Source organism: Sphingobacterium sp. LRF_L2 (genome assembly GCF_965644235.1).
GTDB lineage: Bacteria > Bacteroidota > Bacteroidia > Sphingobacteriales > Sphingobacteriaceae > Sphingobacterium.
Genome location: NZ_CBFFRI010000012.1, coordinates 75,210 through 90,304, shown reverse-complemented (window position 1 = coordinate 90,304; position 15,095 = coordinate 75,210). Strand labels below are relative to the sequence as shown.

The following is a 15,095-nucleotide window of genomic DNA, read 5'->3' as shown; positions in this document are numbered from 1 at the left end:
CGCTTCAAATTGAAAAACAGTGTAATATTCTTCATGTTATCGACCATTCTCATTGGAGTCTGCCTACTTTCGCTCTGCTTAGGCGCTGTAAAGATCAGCTTTTCCGAATTATGGTCTATTATCATGCACCGTGTAGGTATCGATAACGGAGCCGCTTTCCAAGCCCAACAAGAAGCTGTATTTTATAACATACGTTTACCTAGGGTACTATTGGGCGTTTTTGTTGGAAGCGCGTTGTCCATTTCTGGAGCAGTGATACAGGGGCTTTTTCGCAACCCACTAGCGGAACCAGGCTTGATAGGTATATCATCTGGAGCCATGTTGTTTGCTGCCCTATTTATTGTATTGGAAATTCCACTCTTTCTTGCCGTAAAAGCTTATTTAGGATACTATGCGTTAGCTTTCGCCGCTTTTTTTGGAGCCTGTCTTACTACATCGATGATTTATCGTTTAGCTACGCGACAAGGAAAAGCAGATATCACCACCCTGCTTTTAGCGGGTATAGCCATCAATGCATTAGCAGGGGCATCAACAGGACTTTTAATTTACCTCGCCAACGACGAGCAGCTCCGAAACATCACTTTTTGGAGCCTCGGAAGCTTGGGTGGAGCAAATTGGAAAACCGTATCAACCATGTTGCCATTTGCCATTATTCCCTTGATCATTCTTCCTTTTTTAGCAAAATCCATGAATGCACTCGCACTTGGCGAGTCACAAGCTATGCATATGGGCATAAATGTCTCCAAATTGAAACAAATTATCATCTTACTTGCGACCTTAGGTGTGGGATCGTCGGTCGCTGTAGCGGGAATAATAGGATTTATTGGTTTAGTTGTACCACATATTATCCGTATTATATTTTCATCAGATCATCGTTTGCTACTTATCGCTTCTTCTCTATTGGGAGCGATTGTATTGGTTCTAGCCGATCTATTGGCTAGAACCATCGTGTCACCGGCAGAACTACCAATAGGCATATTGACAGCAATGATCGGAACACCTATCTTTATCTACATTATTGTACGCGAGCGTAGAAAAAAATATTTTTAACTCTTCATCAATGGAAGCACTTACTGTAAAAAATATTGGATATGAGGTTGCGAGGAAAGTATTACTACACGATATTTCCTTTATGCTCCCTCAGAACAAAATGCTCGCTGTGATCGGGGCTAATGGCGCTGGCAAAAGTACCCTATTAAAAATACTATCCAAAGAGCTAGAACCTACGTCAGGCAGTATAGACATCTACGGTAATCCCTTAGAATCATACAGCATAGCCGAACTCGCCCGCTTTCGATCCGTGTTGAGCCAACAAAGCACGTTATCAATGTCTTTTCGAGTAGACGAATTAGTGATGATGGGGAGATATCCACATTTCAGCCAACGGCCAACAGCAAAAGATTACGAAATCGTGCGAAATGTTTTATCCGAAACAGGTATACTAAGCTACAGTCACCGAGATTATAATACCCTTTCGGGCGGTGAGCAACAGCGCGTACAGCTTGCCAGAGTATTGGCTCAGATATACGGAAAAGAAAATGCATTGCTTTTCTTAGACGAGCCAACCACCGGTTTAGATATCCTGTATCAACAGCATATATTGCAAGTCGCAAAAGCGTTAACAAAAAAAGGATGCACAGTCATCAGCGTACTTCACGATATCAATCAGGCCTGTCAATATGCTGATCAACTGCTACTCCTCAGACAAGGTGAGCGAATCGCCTATGGTACGCCTGGGCAGGTTGTTACTGAAGCAAATATCGAACACGCATTCCAAATCAAAATCAAAAAGATCCTGGTTCCAGATTTTCGGTTCCCACTCGTATTTCCGATTTCGTAGTCATTATAAAAGCAAATTAAGAAAATAATAAATGGATAAATTATCTGAAAAATACCACAGCTTACGTCAAGAAAATCCTAAACTCCGTATTCGGGACGCGGCAAAAGAATTAGCTGTAAGCGAAGTAGAATTAGTTGCTATCGGCACACAAAACATTCGTTTAAGAGCTGAATTTGAACAAATTCTAAACGAAATCCCCAAATTAGGGGACGTCATGGCACTGACCAGAAATGAGCATGCCGTCCATGAGCGCAAAGGCATTTATAGCGAGCCTAGCTTTGAAGGAAAAATTGGTCTTGTTGCCAATCCCGATATTGATCTTCGCCTTTTCCTATTCCAATGGAAATTCGTGTTTGCGGTTTTAGAAGGCGAGAGAAAAAGTATACAGTTTTTTGCAAAAGATGGTTCTGCAATACATAAAATATACCTTACGGACAAAAGTATCGTTCATGAGTTTGATACGATCGTAAAAACATTTCAATACGAAGACGAGACAACTTTACAGATAGAAACCAGTACCAAGCAAGCAATCCAACAAAAAAAATCGATGGTAGCTGCAGATATAACAACCTTTCAAAATGAGTGGCGCGCCTTGGAAGATACCCATCATTTTTTTTCTTTAATTAAAAAATATGATTTAGGTCGAGTCCAAGCTCTCCAACTAGCGCCAGAAGGATTTGCACAACGCATCGACAGCACATATCTAAAAGCGTTGCTAGCAGCTGTATCTACGCAGCAAATACCAATCATGGTATTTATTGGAAATTCAGGATGTATTCAAATACACACTGGAACAATAACTAAACTTCTGCAGACCGGCCCTTGGTTCAATATTCTGGACGAACTATTCAATATGCATTTACGTGAAGATCATATTGCTGAGGTATGGATAGTAAAAAAACCAACTAGAGATGGTTTGGTAACCAGCGTAGAGGTATTCGATGCACTTGGGGAAATGATTGTGCAGTTTTTTGGTAAAAGAAAACCAGGTATTGCAGAATCTAAAACTTGGCGAGAAGCAATTACCTCGGTACTACCTATTACGACTTAAGAGAAATTTCATAAAGGAACATACCTACATTCTTAACCTAAATTCAGTAGCCAAAATAGCTTCTTCTCAAGTCTATTTTGGCTACTAACTGCTATTTTTAAAATCTAAGAAGCATCGAACAAGCAGGATAATATCAATCGTTTTTCTTATTGTACAATTGCTAATATTTTTACAAACCAACAGATTCAATCCGAGTCACACCTCTTTTCAATCCCTTAGCCTTTGCTACCACTTCAACAATACCACTAGTCTCAGTAGCTTGGACAATCAATGTCAATTGTCCATTGAACAGTCTCATCTCTGGCTTGTGAAAAAGCTCAAGACTAGTGGGGTCACCGTTGGCTACTGCCTTAAACTTTCCCGCCCCCTTCACCTCAAATTTAACTAGAGAACTATCCAATGGGCACAGGTTTCCTGTTTTGTCTACAGCCTTCACGCGGATGTAGGATAAGGCACGTCCATCTGCCTCAATCGATTTTTGTGCGGGTTCCAATACTACTTGATAGGGATTACCCGCCGTACGCACAATCTCTTGAGCAGCGACCTTTCCATCACGATCATATGCCACCACTTTGATTTCTCCTGGTTCATACACGGCATCCATCCACATCAATCTATAGCGATGAAGCAGCGTTGAATTATTTTTCTGTTGTACTCCCTGGCTCTTACCATTGATAAAAAGTTCTGCACTTGGATAGTTGGTATACACGAAAACCGGAGTCTGCTGACCTACCCGATCCGGCCAAGTCCAATGCGGTAGAATATGTAACGTATTCTCCTTCTTATTCCAAATACTACGGTATAAATAATAGCGGTCTTTGGGAATACTCGCCAAATCAATAATACCAAACATGGAGCTATGGTTAGGCCAAGCATCCGTATCATAAGGCGATGGCTCTCCAAGGTAATCAAAACCCGTCCAAACAAATTGTCCCATTGTCCAATGATAGTCGTCGGCCAACGCAAAATCCTCATCTGGCAAATTTGACCAAGAACAGTATTCCATATCGTAAGATGACGATTGATGATCAGTATACAATGCATCCGCGCGCTTCGTTACCGGAAATTTATAAACACCTCTCGAACTTACCGTCGATGCAGTCTCCGATCCCAGAACCATATTCTGCGGTAACTTCACATATGCCTCTTGATATCGTTGCGTGCGATAGTTGAATCCAGGAATATCAAGCATACTCGCAAAACCATTTTCCAACACACAGCTCACCTGATCCATCCCACAGGTTACTGGACGGGTTGGATCCTCCCGATGGCAGATTTCCTGTAGATAACTCGCCACTTTGTAACCATCGGGACTGCATTGCGTCGGCACCTCATTTCCAATGCTCCACATCACCACAGAAGGGTTATTCCTAAAATGATGAATCATATTTATCATATCACGTTCTGCCCATTCGGCAAAAAAGCGGTGATAACCATTCGCGCATTTAGCAATTTCCCATTCATCAAAAGGCTCAATCATCATCATCAATCCCAATTCATCACAGAGATCAACCAATTCGGGAGCAGGCATATTATGTGCCGTACGTACAGCATCACAGCCCATATCCTTTAACAGTTGCAATTGATAGCGCAAAGCAGAAACATTGATAGCGGCTCCCAAGGGCCCTAGATCGTGATGATTGCAGACCCCTTGAAACTTACGAAGTTCACCATTAAGATAAAAACCTTTATCTGCTACAAAGCGAATATCTCGAATACCAAAACGCGTTTTGAACGTATCCACTAACTTTCCATCTACAAAAATTTGAGAAGAGGCATAGTAGAGACTAGGATGTTCTGGACTCCAACGCTTTGGATCAACAACCTCGAAATGTTGAACAAAAGGCTTTCCATAGTTCAATTTTTGCTCATTTTCTTTATGCGCGACAACCCTTCCTTGTTCATCTAGGATATCCGTAAGCACACGTATCAATTTTCCGTCCGCATTTTCCAATTTCGTTTCCAACCGCACTGAAGCTGTACTATCAGAAACGAAGGGTGTTGTAATATAGGTTCCCCAAACTGGAACATGAATTTCGTCAGTTATAATAACATGCACATTACGGTAAAGGCCCGCACCTGGATACCAACGCGACGATTGCGGTTTATTTTCCAACCGCACAGCAATTTTATTATTCAGACCATTTTTATGAATCAGATCGGTTACATCACAATGAAAAGCATTGTAGCCATACGGCCAAAAACAAGCTTCCTTTCCATTTACATATACACGCGCCTCGCTCATCGCTCCATCAAACTTTAATAGCACACGCTTCTTCTCTTCAGCGAACCGCGGTACATCAAAATTATTGCGATACCAGCCTATTCCCACATAAGGTAGTCCTCCTGTTCGTCCGGTTTTCACTGTCGCACGCTTTTCTCCATTCTGTGTGATAGCAACTTCCTGCAGATCATGATTTCGATCGAAAGGTCCGAATATAGCCCAATCATGAGGGACAGTCACCATTTTCCAAGCGCTGTCGTCGAAAGCAATAGCCGCAGCATCAGCAATATCTCCTTGAGAGAAACGCCAATTCTTTTCCAGCATAAAAGTCATCCTTGTTTGCCCGAACGACAATACAGGAATGAAGAAGGCAAAAAACAACAAGTAATAAGCAATACGCTTCATTTTATTCATCGGTATAATTATTTACAGGTGTAGGAGCCCATTCCTATAAACAAGCTCCTACGTACTATTTGTTTATTCGTTTCACTATTTATTTAAATGCATTGAATACCTTCGTCGGTCGACCACTATCATCGAATGCCCCAAGCGTGTAACCGTTCCATCCACCGTAGGCAAGAGGCTCCCAGTAGAAAACTCCGAGTACCTTTTCATTGGTATCATTTCGTAGCGACTGCAACAAAGCCGTAAGCCAACGTTCAGCCACATCTGCCTCATCCCAGCTCATCCCCACCTCACAAAGCATTACCTCTTTACCATAACGATTTTGCATATCGTTAATATTACTAATACAAGCAGCGTTTCGCTCTTCCCAGTTATCTTTGGAAGGATAAAGAGACATGCCAATTACATCCCATTTTCCGCCATTGTCTTTCAACCCATCAAACAACCACCGAAATAAACTATTATCATAGCCATTATGTACGTGCACAATGACCTTTGTTGTTGGAAACACTTCTTTTACAGCATCATAACCTGCATTATTTAAAGCTGCATAATTCGCCATACTGACCGAAGCCTTCCCTTCTTCCCAAAGCATACCGTTACCCGTTTCATTTCCGACCTGTACCCATTCTGGCGTAATACCATTGTCTTTCAACAACTGCAAAATTTCTCTACTGTGCTGAGCAACCGCATTTTTTAAGCCGTCAAAAGAAAGATTGGTCCACGCAGCAGGCTTTGTCTGCTGACCAGGATCGGCCCAGGAATCACTGTAATGAAAGTCAATCATTAATCGCATGCCCAAATGCTGTGCTCTTCGGGCTTTTACCAAAAGATCTTCTTTGTTACACCAACCATTTTCCGGATTCACCCAAACACGGAGACGTATAGCATCCATTCCTAAGGATTTTAAGAGCTTCATTCCATCCATCGTTACACCCGCGTTATTGTAGAATTGAATACCGGAAGCCTCCATCTCAGTAATCCAACTCACATCCGCACCTTTAGCCATAGTGTCCGAGTTTTGCACGGGTTCTATTTCTGTTTTATTGTCGCAAGCCCATAGGCCCAAGCAAAGGCAAAGTAATCCTATATATTGATTAAAATTCTTCATGTTGTCTTTTTTATATTCCTACAGCAAAACCGAAAATTCGCCATTATTCTACCACATATCTAAACGCCTGTGGATCGCTAAGATCAAGTATGAGCGTATGTGTCCCCACTTTATCAAATGCAAAACCACTCGCATCCGAGGTATACAAGCTACAGACACCTTCCTGCTCCGCGGCACCAAAAAACCAAGTCCAACTTCCATTAATAAGCACTTTAATTCCCCATTGCTGTGCAGCAGTTGTGGTTATACTCGCTTTCCAAACTTTAGCAGATGAATCATAAATCATAGGAGTAGCCGTGGTACTCCAACCATTAAAATCACCAGTCACCGCCAACGATTCAACAACCGTTTCTTTCCAACTCAATTTATTCACATCAGCCGACAAATACAGATAACCTCCATTCGTGGTCCAACAGTTCCAACGGTCATCGCCACTATACAAAATGTATTGATTTCCATTCACTGGATAAGAACCGTAAATGAGCGAAGCACTGGCACTCTCTTCATTGGTTAAATAGAAATTATACCAAGGGTCCACTTTTACAAAGCCATCATAAACGCCATCTTCCTTTCGGGAGCACAACTTCCAAGGAAACTGTGTCAACTCTTTGTTAGCTACGTACAGGTAATTTGCATCAGCAACCGGTTCATACGCTGTTATGTCGATTGCTAACACGTTGCTATATACCGCTTCGCTGTTTCTCGACAGACTCGAAACCACGCGCACGTACAACGTCTTCTTTTCGGCAGGCAGAAAACCCATTCCTAAAACCAAGTTATTCAACTGCTCGTGTGTATAGCTTAACGAGGCAGGAACTTGTTCCACGCTTTTTGCAATAGTAGCAAACGAAGCATCTATTGACAACTGCAGCGTATTTTTAAGCGCAGAAGCAGCGATTGGTTGTTCTGTATTCAGAGTTGCTTCATTCCATACCAATTGCAATGCGACTCCCTTTCGTGTTGTCACATCCAATTGTATATCGTCGGCACTACTATGGAGCACTGCCCCTTCCAATCCGGATATAGTCGGCTGTTCACCTTCTTTCTTGCACGCCATCACAACTAGTGCCAGCGCACAGATTATTATTTTTTTCATTCTAGGTCTAATTTGTTAAACGGTATTAGCATTAGTAACCGACATTCTGTATCAAATTCGGGTTCGCCGTCATATCCGTGGTTGGTATAGGATAAAGATTAAACTTTGCATCCACACTACGTCCATTTACATCGCCCCCCTTCCATTGCCAGAGATATGTATTCCCTGTAAATCGGCCAAAGCGTATAAGGTCGGTACGTCGTGTACATTCCCAAAAGAGTTCACGTCCACGCTCTTCAAGGATAAAGTCCAAGGTAAGCTGTGCCTGACTGATTGAACCTAAGGTACCAGCAAAAGCACGCTGTCGGATCTGGTTAACCAACTCGAGCGCTTCGGTCGCACTTCCACCACCACCGCGCAATACAGCCTCTGCATACATTAAGTACACATCAGCTAAACGAATCATCGGAAAATCTGTACTCACCAAACCTTCATCCGTTTTATACGTTCCATCGTCGTTCAGATTCGTAAACTTTACCAAACCGTAACCTTGGCTGGAGGAAGAAGGATCATCCACATCGAGTGACTGACCACTTTTCCAAAAGTCACCACGTTTATCATCTGTACTGAAAATAGCGACAAATTCCCGAAGTGTTCGAAAGCTATTCCACCCAGATAGTACCCCATAGTTAGTAGCCTGCATACTCCCCACAATAGGACCGTTCACCAAATAGGTTGTTGCCCCCCAAGTTGTGGTATGTTCTACATCCGCTTGTATAGGGAAAATAATTTCGTTGGTGCGCTTGTCATTATCTGCATTGAACAGTTGTTTGTAATCTGCATTCAAGCTATAACCACTTTCAATGACCTTTTTGCTGTAGTTTACACAATCATCATAACGAGGCGTCCCCGTATAAACCGCTGCATTTAAATAATTTTTTGCTAAAAGTGCCCATGCCGCTGCACGGCTCACCCTACCGTACTGATTTTGGAACGATTCCGGTAATATATCCGCAATACCAACAAGCTCTTGTTCGATATAATTAAACAAATCATTTCGTGTGATACGAGGCGGAAAAAATGCAGCAACAGCATCTTTTTCGGTTACGAAAGGAACATTTCCATAGAGATCCATAGCATGACTGTAAGCCAATGCACGCAGAAAACGAGCTTCCGCTGCAAAACCTTCAATATCCAAGCGCTCTGCATCGGTAAAACCTGCTAGTTTTTCTGGAGTCGCGTTGCGAAGGAATTCATTACACAGTGCCACGGTATAATAAATTCTATAGTACATTGCATTTACCCAAGTATCAGAAGCACCCCAGGTCATATACTGCAATTCCACCATATTATCGCCTCCCGCCCACGTATAAATTACTTCATCGGTAGGGACCTCCTGCAAATTGAAATAAACCCGTAAATATCCCCATGTTGCCGTTGTCCCTGCCATATCCGGATCAGCATCCCCGCGGCCATTTCCTGCCACGGCGAAGGAACCATATAACTTCGCCAGTACAGCACGGTATCCGTCCACGGAAGTATAAACAGCTTCCGAAGTTGTCTCTATTGTGGGGTACTGGTTCAGATCCTTAGTGCAGGATACCAGCAATAGAAGGATGGACAATATCCCACAGCCGTATATTTTAATATTTTTCATGATAAACCTTTTAAAAATCCATATTTAAACTCAACGAGAACGTACGCGAACGCGGATAGAACGAGCTATCAAAACCACTTGGCACCTCTGGATCTATGCCGCTGTACTTGCTTATTACAAATACATTTTGCACGACTGCGCCAGCGCGCAAGTTGGAAATTTTCCAAACCTTTCCGAAGTTATAACCCAAGGTTATGTTTTCCATCCGAAGAAAAGATGCATTCTCTACATAATAGTCTGAATAATACTGTCTGGTCTGAAATCCTGTGTTCAAATAATCGCGGTGCAAATTATTCAATGCCGCATCCACATACTGCACCGTTTCCCAAGCACTTAAATTCATTTTCGTATTATTGAAAACATAGTTACCAACGTTGGCACGTAGTGTTGTCGCTGCCGACCACTTCTTGTATGTCACCTGCGTATTAAAGCCAAATAACCACTTCGCCGCGGGCGATTGATAACGATACAAATCACCTTCATCAATAGCCCCATCCTCATTGAGATCCGCATACACGCCTTCTAGAGGTTTCCCCGCCTCGTCGTACATCTGTTTATAGACATAGAACATATACGGCTGGTAGCCTGTGGTCAATATTTGAATTCCGCGACCGCTTACTGATGGTCCGACATAAGTCCCGACAGACGACGCATCTTGTACCAGCGCTATATTCGTTACTTTAATATCTTGGTTCGTTGCATTGACATTCACCTCCCAGCGAAGATTTTCTGTTTGGACAGGTACCGTATTCAATTGAAACTCCAATCCACGGCTTTCCACATTCCCGACATTGATCGTTGCATTCTGATCAAAGTTTGTTCCCGCTGCCACAGGCACATTGGCCAACAAATCATGTGTTTTACGCGTGTAGTATTCTACCGCACCAGAAACACGGCCTTGCCAAAGCGAAAAATCCATACCATAATTAAATGCCTTTGTAGTTTCCCATCGCAAGTCTCTATTGTATACCGAAGGACGATACACCAAATGGTATTGATCGCCAAATCGATACTGTGCATATTCGGTTCCTAAGTTATATACCGGCAGGTATTCATAATTTCCAATACCTTCCTGCTGTCCCGTTACGCCATAGCTCGCTCTTAGCTTCAAGTCATCCAAGAAAGAGACTCCTTTGAGGAAGGATTCCTCCGATAGGCGCCACGCCAAAGCCAACGAAGGAAATGTTCCCCATCGATTCTCCGGGCTAAAACGAGAAGTGCCATCTTTACGAATAGTCGCGGTCAACAAATAACGGCTGTCGTAATTATAATTTAAGCGGCCATACCAAGAAATCAGCGTATGTCTTTCGTCTGAGCCTATTGCTGTAGAGCGAACCTCAGCAGCATCATTATAGTACACAATCGGTGGGCGTGTTGCACTCCAATATTGATAGTCATGACCAGCAGTAACTTCAATTGTACTCTTGATCTCTGGAAGCGCTTTGTTATAGTTCAGATAACCTGTAAATAGTTTGTTTTTCAAGGTTTGCGCATAGGTGTCATAGGCCCCTCCGATAGTGAAGTTATTTGCCGCCGACGCTGGAATATGGTTAAAACCATCTCCTTTTGCGTAATCGTAACCCAAAGTTACATGCGCCTTCAATTCAGGCAAAAAATGAAACTTATAGTCCACATCCAAATTACCTATACCACGATTGACATTGCTACGGTGGCGTTCCTGCCTAAGTAAGCCTAAAGGATTCAAATTCGCACCAGTTGCCGGAAGTCCCGCATTATCCAGACTCTCGTAGTAACCGCCATAAGCGTCCACCCCCGAGTAAATAGGCTGCGTCGGATTGAACGCTATTGCCGACCAAATAGCATCCGTATTCGCAAAACGATTGTTATTTCTAGCTCCTTTTAGGTTCAGATTTACCGCGAGGTGTTGATCAAAAAAAGTAGGATTGAGCACCAACGATCCCGTCATGCGTTCACTTCGATCAGTCCGCAAGGTTCCTTGTTGATCGTAATAGCCAACCGAAGCACGAAAAGGCAATGCCTTGGCTATTTTACCCTGCAAACTCAAGTTATTATCTGTTCCCATTGCAGATTGAAAAACCTCTTCCAACCAGTCCGTAGAAGACTCACCAAGCAAGCTTTTCTGTGCGGCAGTGCCCCGACTATTGATTAAGTCGGCAAATTCATCGCGAGACATCATATCAGCAACACCCATTGCCTGTTGCATGGAAACAATAGATGAAAAACTAAGTCGCAGCGCATCACCTTTTCCTTTCTTTGTTGTAATGAGCAATACCCCGTTCGATGCACGCGATCCATATATTGCGGTAGCCGATGCATCTTTCAACACGGTCATACTTTCAATATCATTGGGATTGATCAAGCTCAGAAAATTCCCACTGTTCCCGCTTATCCCACCCGTTTCGAGAGGTACACCATCCAATACGATAAGTGGGTCATTACTGGCACTTAACGATGCGCCCCCACGAATACGGATAGTGCTCCCAGCTGAAGGCGAACCGCTGTTGGACATCACTTGTACACCAGCCGTCTTTCCATTGATCAGTTGTTCAGGTGATCCTACCAAGCCGCCATTAAAATCCTTACTCGACACTGTATTGACAGCACCGGTAAGGTCCTTCTTTGTCGAACTTCCATAACCTACAATCACCAATTCCTCCAATTCATTTCGCAATGCCGTTAACTGCACGTCCAATGTCCCACCTGTAACCGTCAAGGTCTGGCTCGTATACCCCAGCAATGTAAATACCAATTGCGACTTCCCCACAGGCACATTAATTCTGTAGGAGCCATTTTCATCCGTAGATGTCCCTACAGTTGTACCAGCTACCAAGACCGTAACACCGGCCATCCCTTCTCCATTTTCATTACGCACTGTGCCGCGGACTTCCTGCTGCAGTGCCGAGCCTACCCAAACGCTATGCGCCGTAGTAGCAGCGTGCAAATCAGTCACCTCTCCCAAGCAGGATAGCAAGGACAAGCTCAACAAACTTGTTTTAAATGCAAAACCCTTCATTTTATTAGATTTATATTCGTTTATAATTTAGCTTTTACTATTTATAGGCTTCCTCCACCTATTCCATCCATATTCCTCCGATACGGAATTTCATCTCCTCGACAGCGACTTCCGTTGTCGCTATAAGCAACTTTTCTATTTGTTCTTTCCGAAAAGGAACGCTCACCTTCGGTTGGAAATACCTTTCAAGAAAAGCAGGATAAGGAGCCGGCAACAATGCTGTAGGCTTCAATTCCAAATCATCCAAAGAAATACGCAAAACCGTTGCATTCGCCGAATCAGGATTCACAATCTTGCTATATGTATAGCCCTGAGTCGTGACAAATCCAATTTCTAAAGGTCCAGTACCACTTTCCAATTGCAAGCATAATTCTTTTACCTCCTGCAATCCTTTCGGCCTATGAAGCAGCGTACTTCTGATATCCTTAAGCCAAAAGAAGCGAGTTAAGGAATCTATTCCATGAAAGCTGTAATTCCAAGTCGGCATCTCGCTATAGTTGTCTTGAGCACGCTTTGCAGTAAGGTAAGCCGTTTCCGGAATTGCATAATGTTCGAAAGGTACCTGTTCGCTTCCTGCTTCCACCAATACGATAGCGGCATGAATATCCACAAGTTTACTCGACCAATAGTGTTCAACTTCATAATCCCAATCCAGTGGGGTGCCCACACGATTATCCGGAAATGTAAAACGCTTTCCTGCGACAAACACAGTAACCGTATACCGCAACAAATCGCTTTCCAACGCATGAGCTGGCAAATCAACCGTATAGCCATAACGATCCATTTGTACCAGTTTATAATAAGGGTTATTATCTTTCCAAAAAGAGATACCATCGGTCTGTAAAATTAACGAATCAGGCTGTTGATCACTAAGAAGACGAAAATGCAAGCGTTGCGTCCTCCCCTTCTCTAAAACTGGAGCCGCGACATGTGTCAGCACAGGTTCCACGAAGAGTGAAGCCGCTGGAGCATAAAATTCGCCCAGTTTACCTAAGTTCCAGTCGCTATCAGCAGTCCAATGTTGAGCAGCTTCCAAGCCCGTTCTCCGAAGCAGGTACACACCAGGCTTCACACGAAACAGCGTCTTTTCCGAGGGGTTCTTTTCCACATACCCTTTTACACATTCCACGTCAAAATCTTGTTCCAAATCTGGCAAACGCACATCCATATGCTGAACGGTATACCCAATCTTCATTGCTTCCCGTTGAAGAGACGGTTTTGCAAAAGGATCAGCCACCTGTTCCACATCCGGCATAAGTTCCAAACGCCAAACCCCTTCTTCCAAACGATCCAAGAAGTAAGCGCCCGATCCTGTATATCGTATCAAAGGCGAAGAACCATGCCCCGCAACCTGCTTTAATTGTTCTGGACTTACTGGCTTTACCGACGTTTCATTGCTGTAGTAATATTTTTCAGCTGTATTCATTACCGCTAGATCTTGGACATAGCTTACGCTAAAATCGCCAAATACCGTATCTTGCGGATAACCCGGAAATTGCTTTCCACGAGGAATACGGTAAGCCACTTCCGCAGCAATCAACATGCTGATCGCCTTCGCTGGTGTATATGCTAAATTCAAGTAATGAGTCTGATATTCGGTATTATAAGCGGCTATATCCATTGGATCATAGGCAAATTGTGTAATCCACTGAAATCCAGCAGACCGGAACGTACGACTCATTGCAGGGTGTATATAGCTATAAAGATTGTCGGCTGGATCGTACTCATAAACCGCTTTTACTTTGTCTGCAAACCCCTTAACATCCGAAAAAGGAATTGCATAGTTATCCACATGGGGTAAAAAATTTCCCTGTCGTGTGCGTCCGGCAACCAACCCCATAGGATACCATTGATAGGTCGTTCCCTGTATATTGGAATTAAAGTAAGCCGATACATGATCCTTATTATGACTGACATTGTAAAAAACGGGTTTCTTATTTCCCGCCTTCTTCATCGCCTCCAGCATCGACTGTATATAGTTTTCTGTGACCTTAGGACTAACACTATGACAAGGTTCGTTATTAATTTCAAACCCCACCACATAAGGATCTTCTTGATAGGAATAACCCGTATAAGGATTTACATGGCACAACAGCTGTGAAACATATCGTTTTTGTGCTTCGACAGCCTGAGGATTTGCATGTATATCGCATTTATCGTACATGTAAGAAAAAGCACCTGTCTGTTGATTTCTCTCCGGATACCCATTGCCAAAGTTTGTCATCGTTGTAATGAGTATACGCATATTCTTCTCTTGTAACTTTGCAAACAAATAGTCCAATAGATCCAAGTGTTCATTTTCGACCAGGTTGCCCTCTCCATCAGAAATTTCGACGTCCCAAATATGGATACGGTAGGCATTAAATCCCAACCGGGCCAAATGGTACACATCCCGATCAATAGCTTCTTTGTGGTTTATACCTTTATAGGAAAGTGCACGATAAGCATGTGCAAAAGGGACGGTATAATTTGCTCCGTAAAAAGAAGCCTCTGCTTTGCTATCTGACCAACGCATTACACCAGCCTTATCTACAAAGATCGTTGGCACATTTTTTTTTATCTGCGAAAAAGAGGTAAAAAAAGCAAGGATAGCACAGCTACATAAAATACTTACACGCATGGAAAACTCGATTTATAATTTTGGTTGCAATTCTGATTACAAATCTATAAATCTCTCACCTTGCCAACGAACACATATCGGACAAAAAACAACACAAAATAGACAAAACGGCTTCATCCCCTCAAACAACAAGAAAACAAAAAACTGTAAATCAGC

At 42.9% G+C, this 15,095-nt stretch carries 9 protein-coding genes; 3 read left to right on the top strand and 6 right to left on the bottom strand.

Annotated features, from left to right (window positions below; translation table 11 throughout):
* Positions 1 to 33 precede the first annotated feature (33 nt).
* From ACSZOX_RS20925 to ACSZOX_RS20915, 3 genes are read left to right on the top strand one after another with little or no spacing between them, the layout of a single operon-like run.
* Positions 34 to 1,050: a FecCD family ABC transporter permease gene (locus tag ACSZOX_RS20925; protein ID WP_437922158.1), complete on the top strand. Its 1,017-nt coding sequence runs from the start codon at positions 34 to 36 to the stop codon at positions 1,048 to 1,050.
* A 10-nt stretch (positions 1,051 to 1,060) separates the two neighbouring features.
* Positions 1,061 to 1,840, top strand: a complete 780-nt coding sequence (locus ACSZOX_RS20920) for a heme ABC transporter ATP-binding protein (RefSeq protein WP_437922157.1) — start codon at positions 1,061 to 1,063, stop codon at positions 1,838 to 1,840.
* Between the two features lie 31 nt (positions 1,841 to 1,871).
* On the top strand, positions 1,872 to 2,891 hold the full coding sequence (locus ACSZOX_RS20915; RefSeq protein ID WP_437922156.1) for a hemin-degrading factor: 1,020 nt from the start codon (positions 1,872 to 1,874) through the stop codon (positions 2,889 to 2,891).
* Positions 2,892 to 3,060: 169 nt separating this feature from the next.
* Here ACSZOX_RS20915 and ACSZOX_RS20910 read toward each other — a convergent pair whose 3' ends face one another.
* The 6 genes from ACSZOX_RS20910 to ACSZOX_RS20885 form a co-directional block, all read right to left on the bottom strand.
* A complete protein-coding gene (locus ACSZOX_RS20910) occupies positions 3,061 to 5,529 on the bottom strand; it encodes a DUF4982 domain-containing protein (protein WP_437922155.1) in 2,469 nt (822 codons plus the stop codon).
* A 79-nt stretch (positions 5,530 to 5,608) separates the two neighbouring features.
* Complete coding sequence (locus ACSZOX_RS20905) at positions 5,609 to 6,631, bottom strand: glycoside hydrolase family 53 protein (RefSeq protein ID WP_437922154.1); 1,023 nt, start codon at positions 6,629 to 6,631, stop codon at positions 5,609 to 5,611.
* 43 nt (positions 6,632 to 6,674) lie between these two features.
* Positions 6,675 to 7,727 (bottom strand): DUF5111 domain-containing protein, encoded by a 1,053-nt coding sequence (locus tag ACSZOX_RS20900; RefSeq protein WP_437922153.1) that lies wholly within the window; start codon positions 7,725 to 7,727, stop codon positions 6,675 to 6,677.
* A 31-nt stretch (positions 7,728 to 7,758) separates the two neighbouring features.
* The gene (locus ACSZOX_RS20895; RefSeq protein WP_437922152.1) at positions 7,759 to 9,324 is read right to left on the bottom strand and encodes a RagB/SusD family nutrient uptake outer membrane protein; all 1,566 of its coding nucleotides are present in this window, start codon (positions 9,322 to 9,324) and stop codon (positions 7,759 to 7,761) included.
* A 10-nt stretch (positions 9,325 to 9,334) separates the two neighbouring features.
* Positions 9,335 to 12,319 (bottom strand): SusC/RagA family TonB-linked outer membrane protein, encoded by a 2,985-nt coding sequence (locus ACSZOX_RS20890; protein ID WP_437922151.1) that lies wholly within the window; start codon positions 12,317 to 12,319, stop codon positions 9,335 to 9,337.
* 58 nt (positions 12,320 to 12,377) lie between these two features.
* Entirely contained in the window at positions 12,378 to 14,867 is a 2,490-nt protein-coding gene (locus ACSZOX_RS20885; RefSeq protein WP_437922150.1) for a hypothetical protein, read from the bottom strand.
* Positions 14,868 to 15,095 lie beyond the last annotated feature (228 nt).

What these genes read in the sequence shown, in the direction of transcription:
- ACSZOX_RS20925 (WP_437922158.1), top strand. Translation starts at nt 34, where the DNA reads ATGTTATCGACCATTCTCATTGGAGTCTGCCTACTTTCGCTCTGCTTA.
- ACSZOX_RS20920 (WP_437922157.1), top strand. Translation starts at nt 1,061, where the DNA reads ATGGAAGCACTTACTGTAAAAAATATTGGATATGAGGTTGCGAGGAAA.
- ACSZOX_RS20915 (WP_437922156.1), top strand. Translation starts at nt 1,872, where the DNA reads ATGGATAAATTATCTGAAAAATACCACAGCTTACGTCAAGAAAATCCT.
- ACSZOX_RS20910 (WP_437922155.1), bottom strand. Translation starts at nt 5,529, where the DNA reads ATGAATAAAATGAAGCGTATTGCTTATTACTTGTTGTTTTTTGCCTTC.
- ACSZOX_RS20905 (WP_437922154.1), bottom strand. Translation starts at nt 6,631, where the DNA reads ATGAAGAATTTTAATCAATATATAGGATTACTTTGCCTTTGCTTGGGC.
- ACSZOX_RS20900 (WP_437922153.1), bottom strand. Translation starts at nt 7,727, where the DNA reads ATGAAAAAAATAATAATCTGTGCGCTGGCACTAGTTGTGATGGCGTGC.
- ACSZOX_RS20895 (WP_437922152.1), bottom strand. Translation starts at nt 9,324, where the DNA reads ATGAAAAATATTAAAATATACGGCTGTGGGATATTGTCCATCCTTCTA.
- ACSZOX_RS20890 (WP_437922151.1), bottom strand. Translation starts at nt 12,319, where the DNA reads ATGAAGGGTTTTGCATTTAAAACAAGTTTGTTGAGCTTGTCCTTGCTA.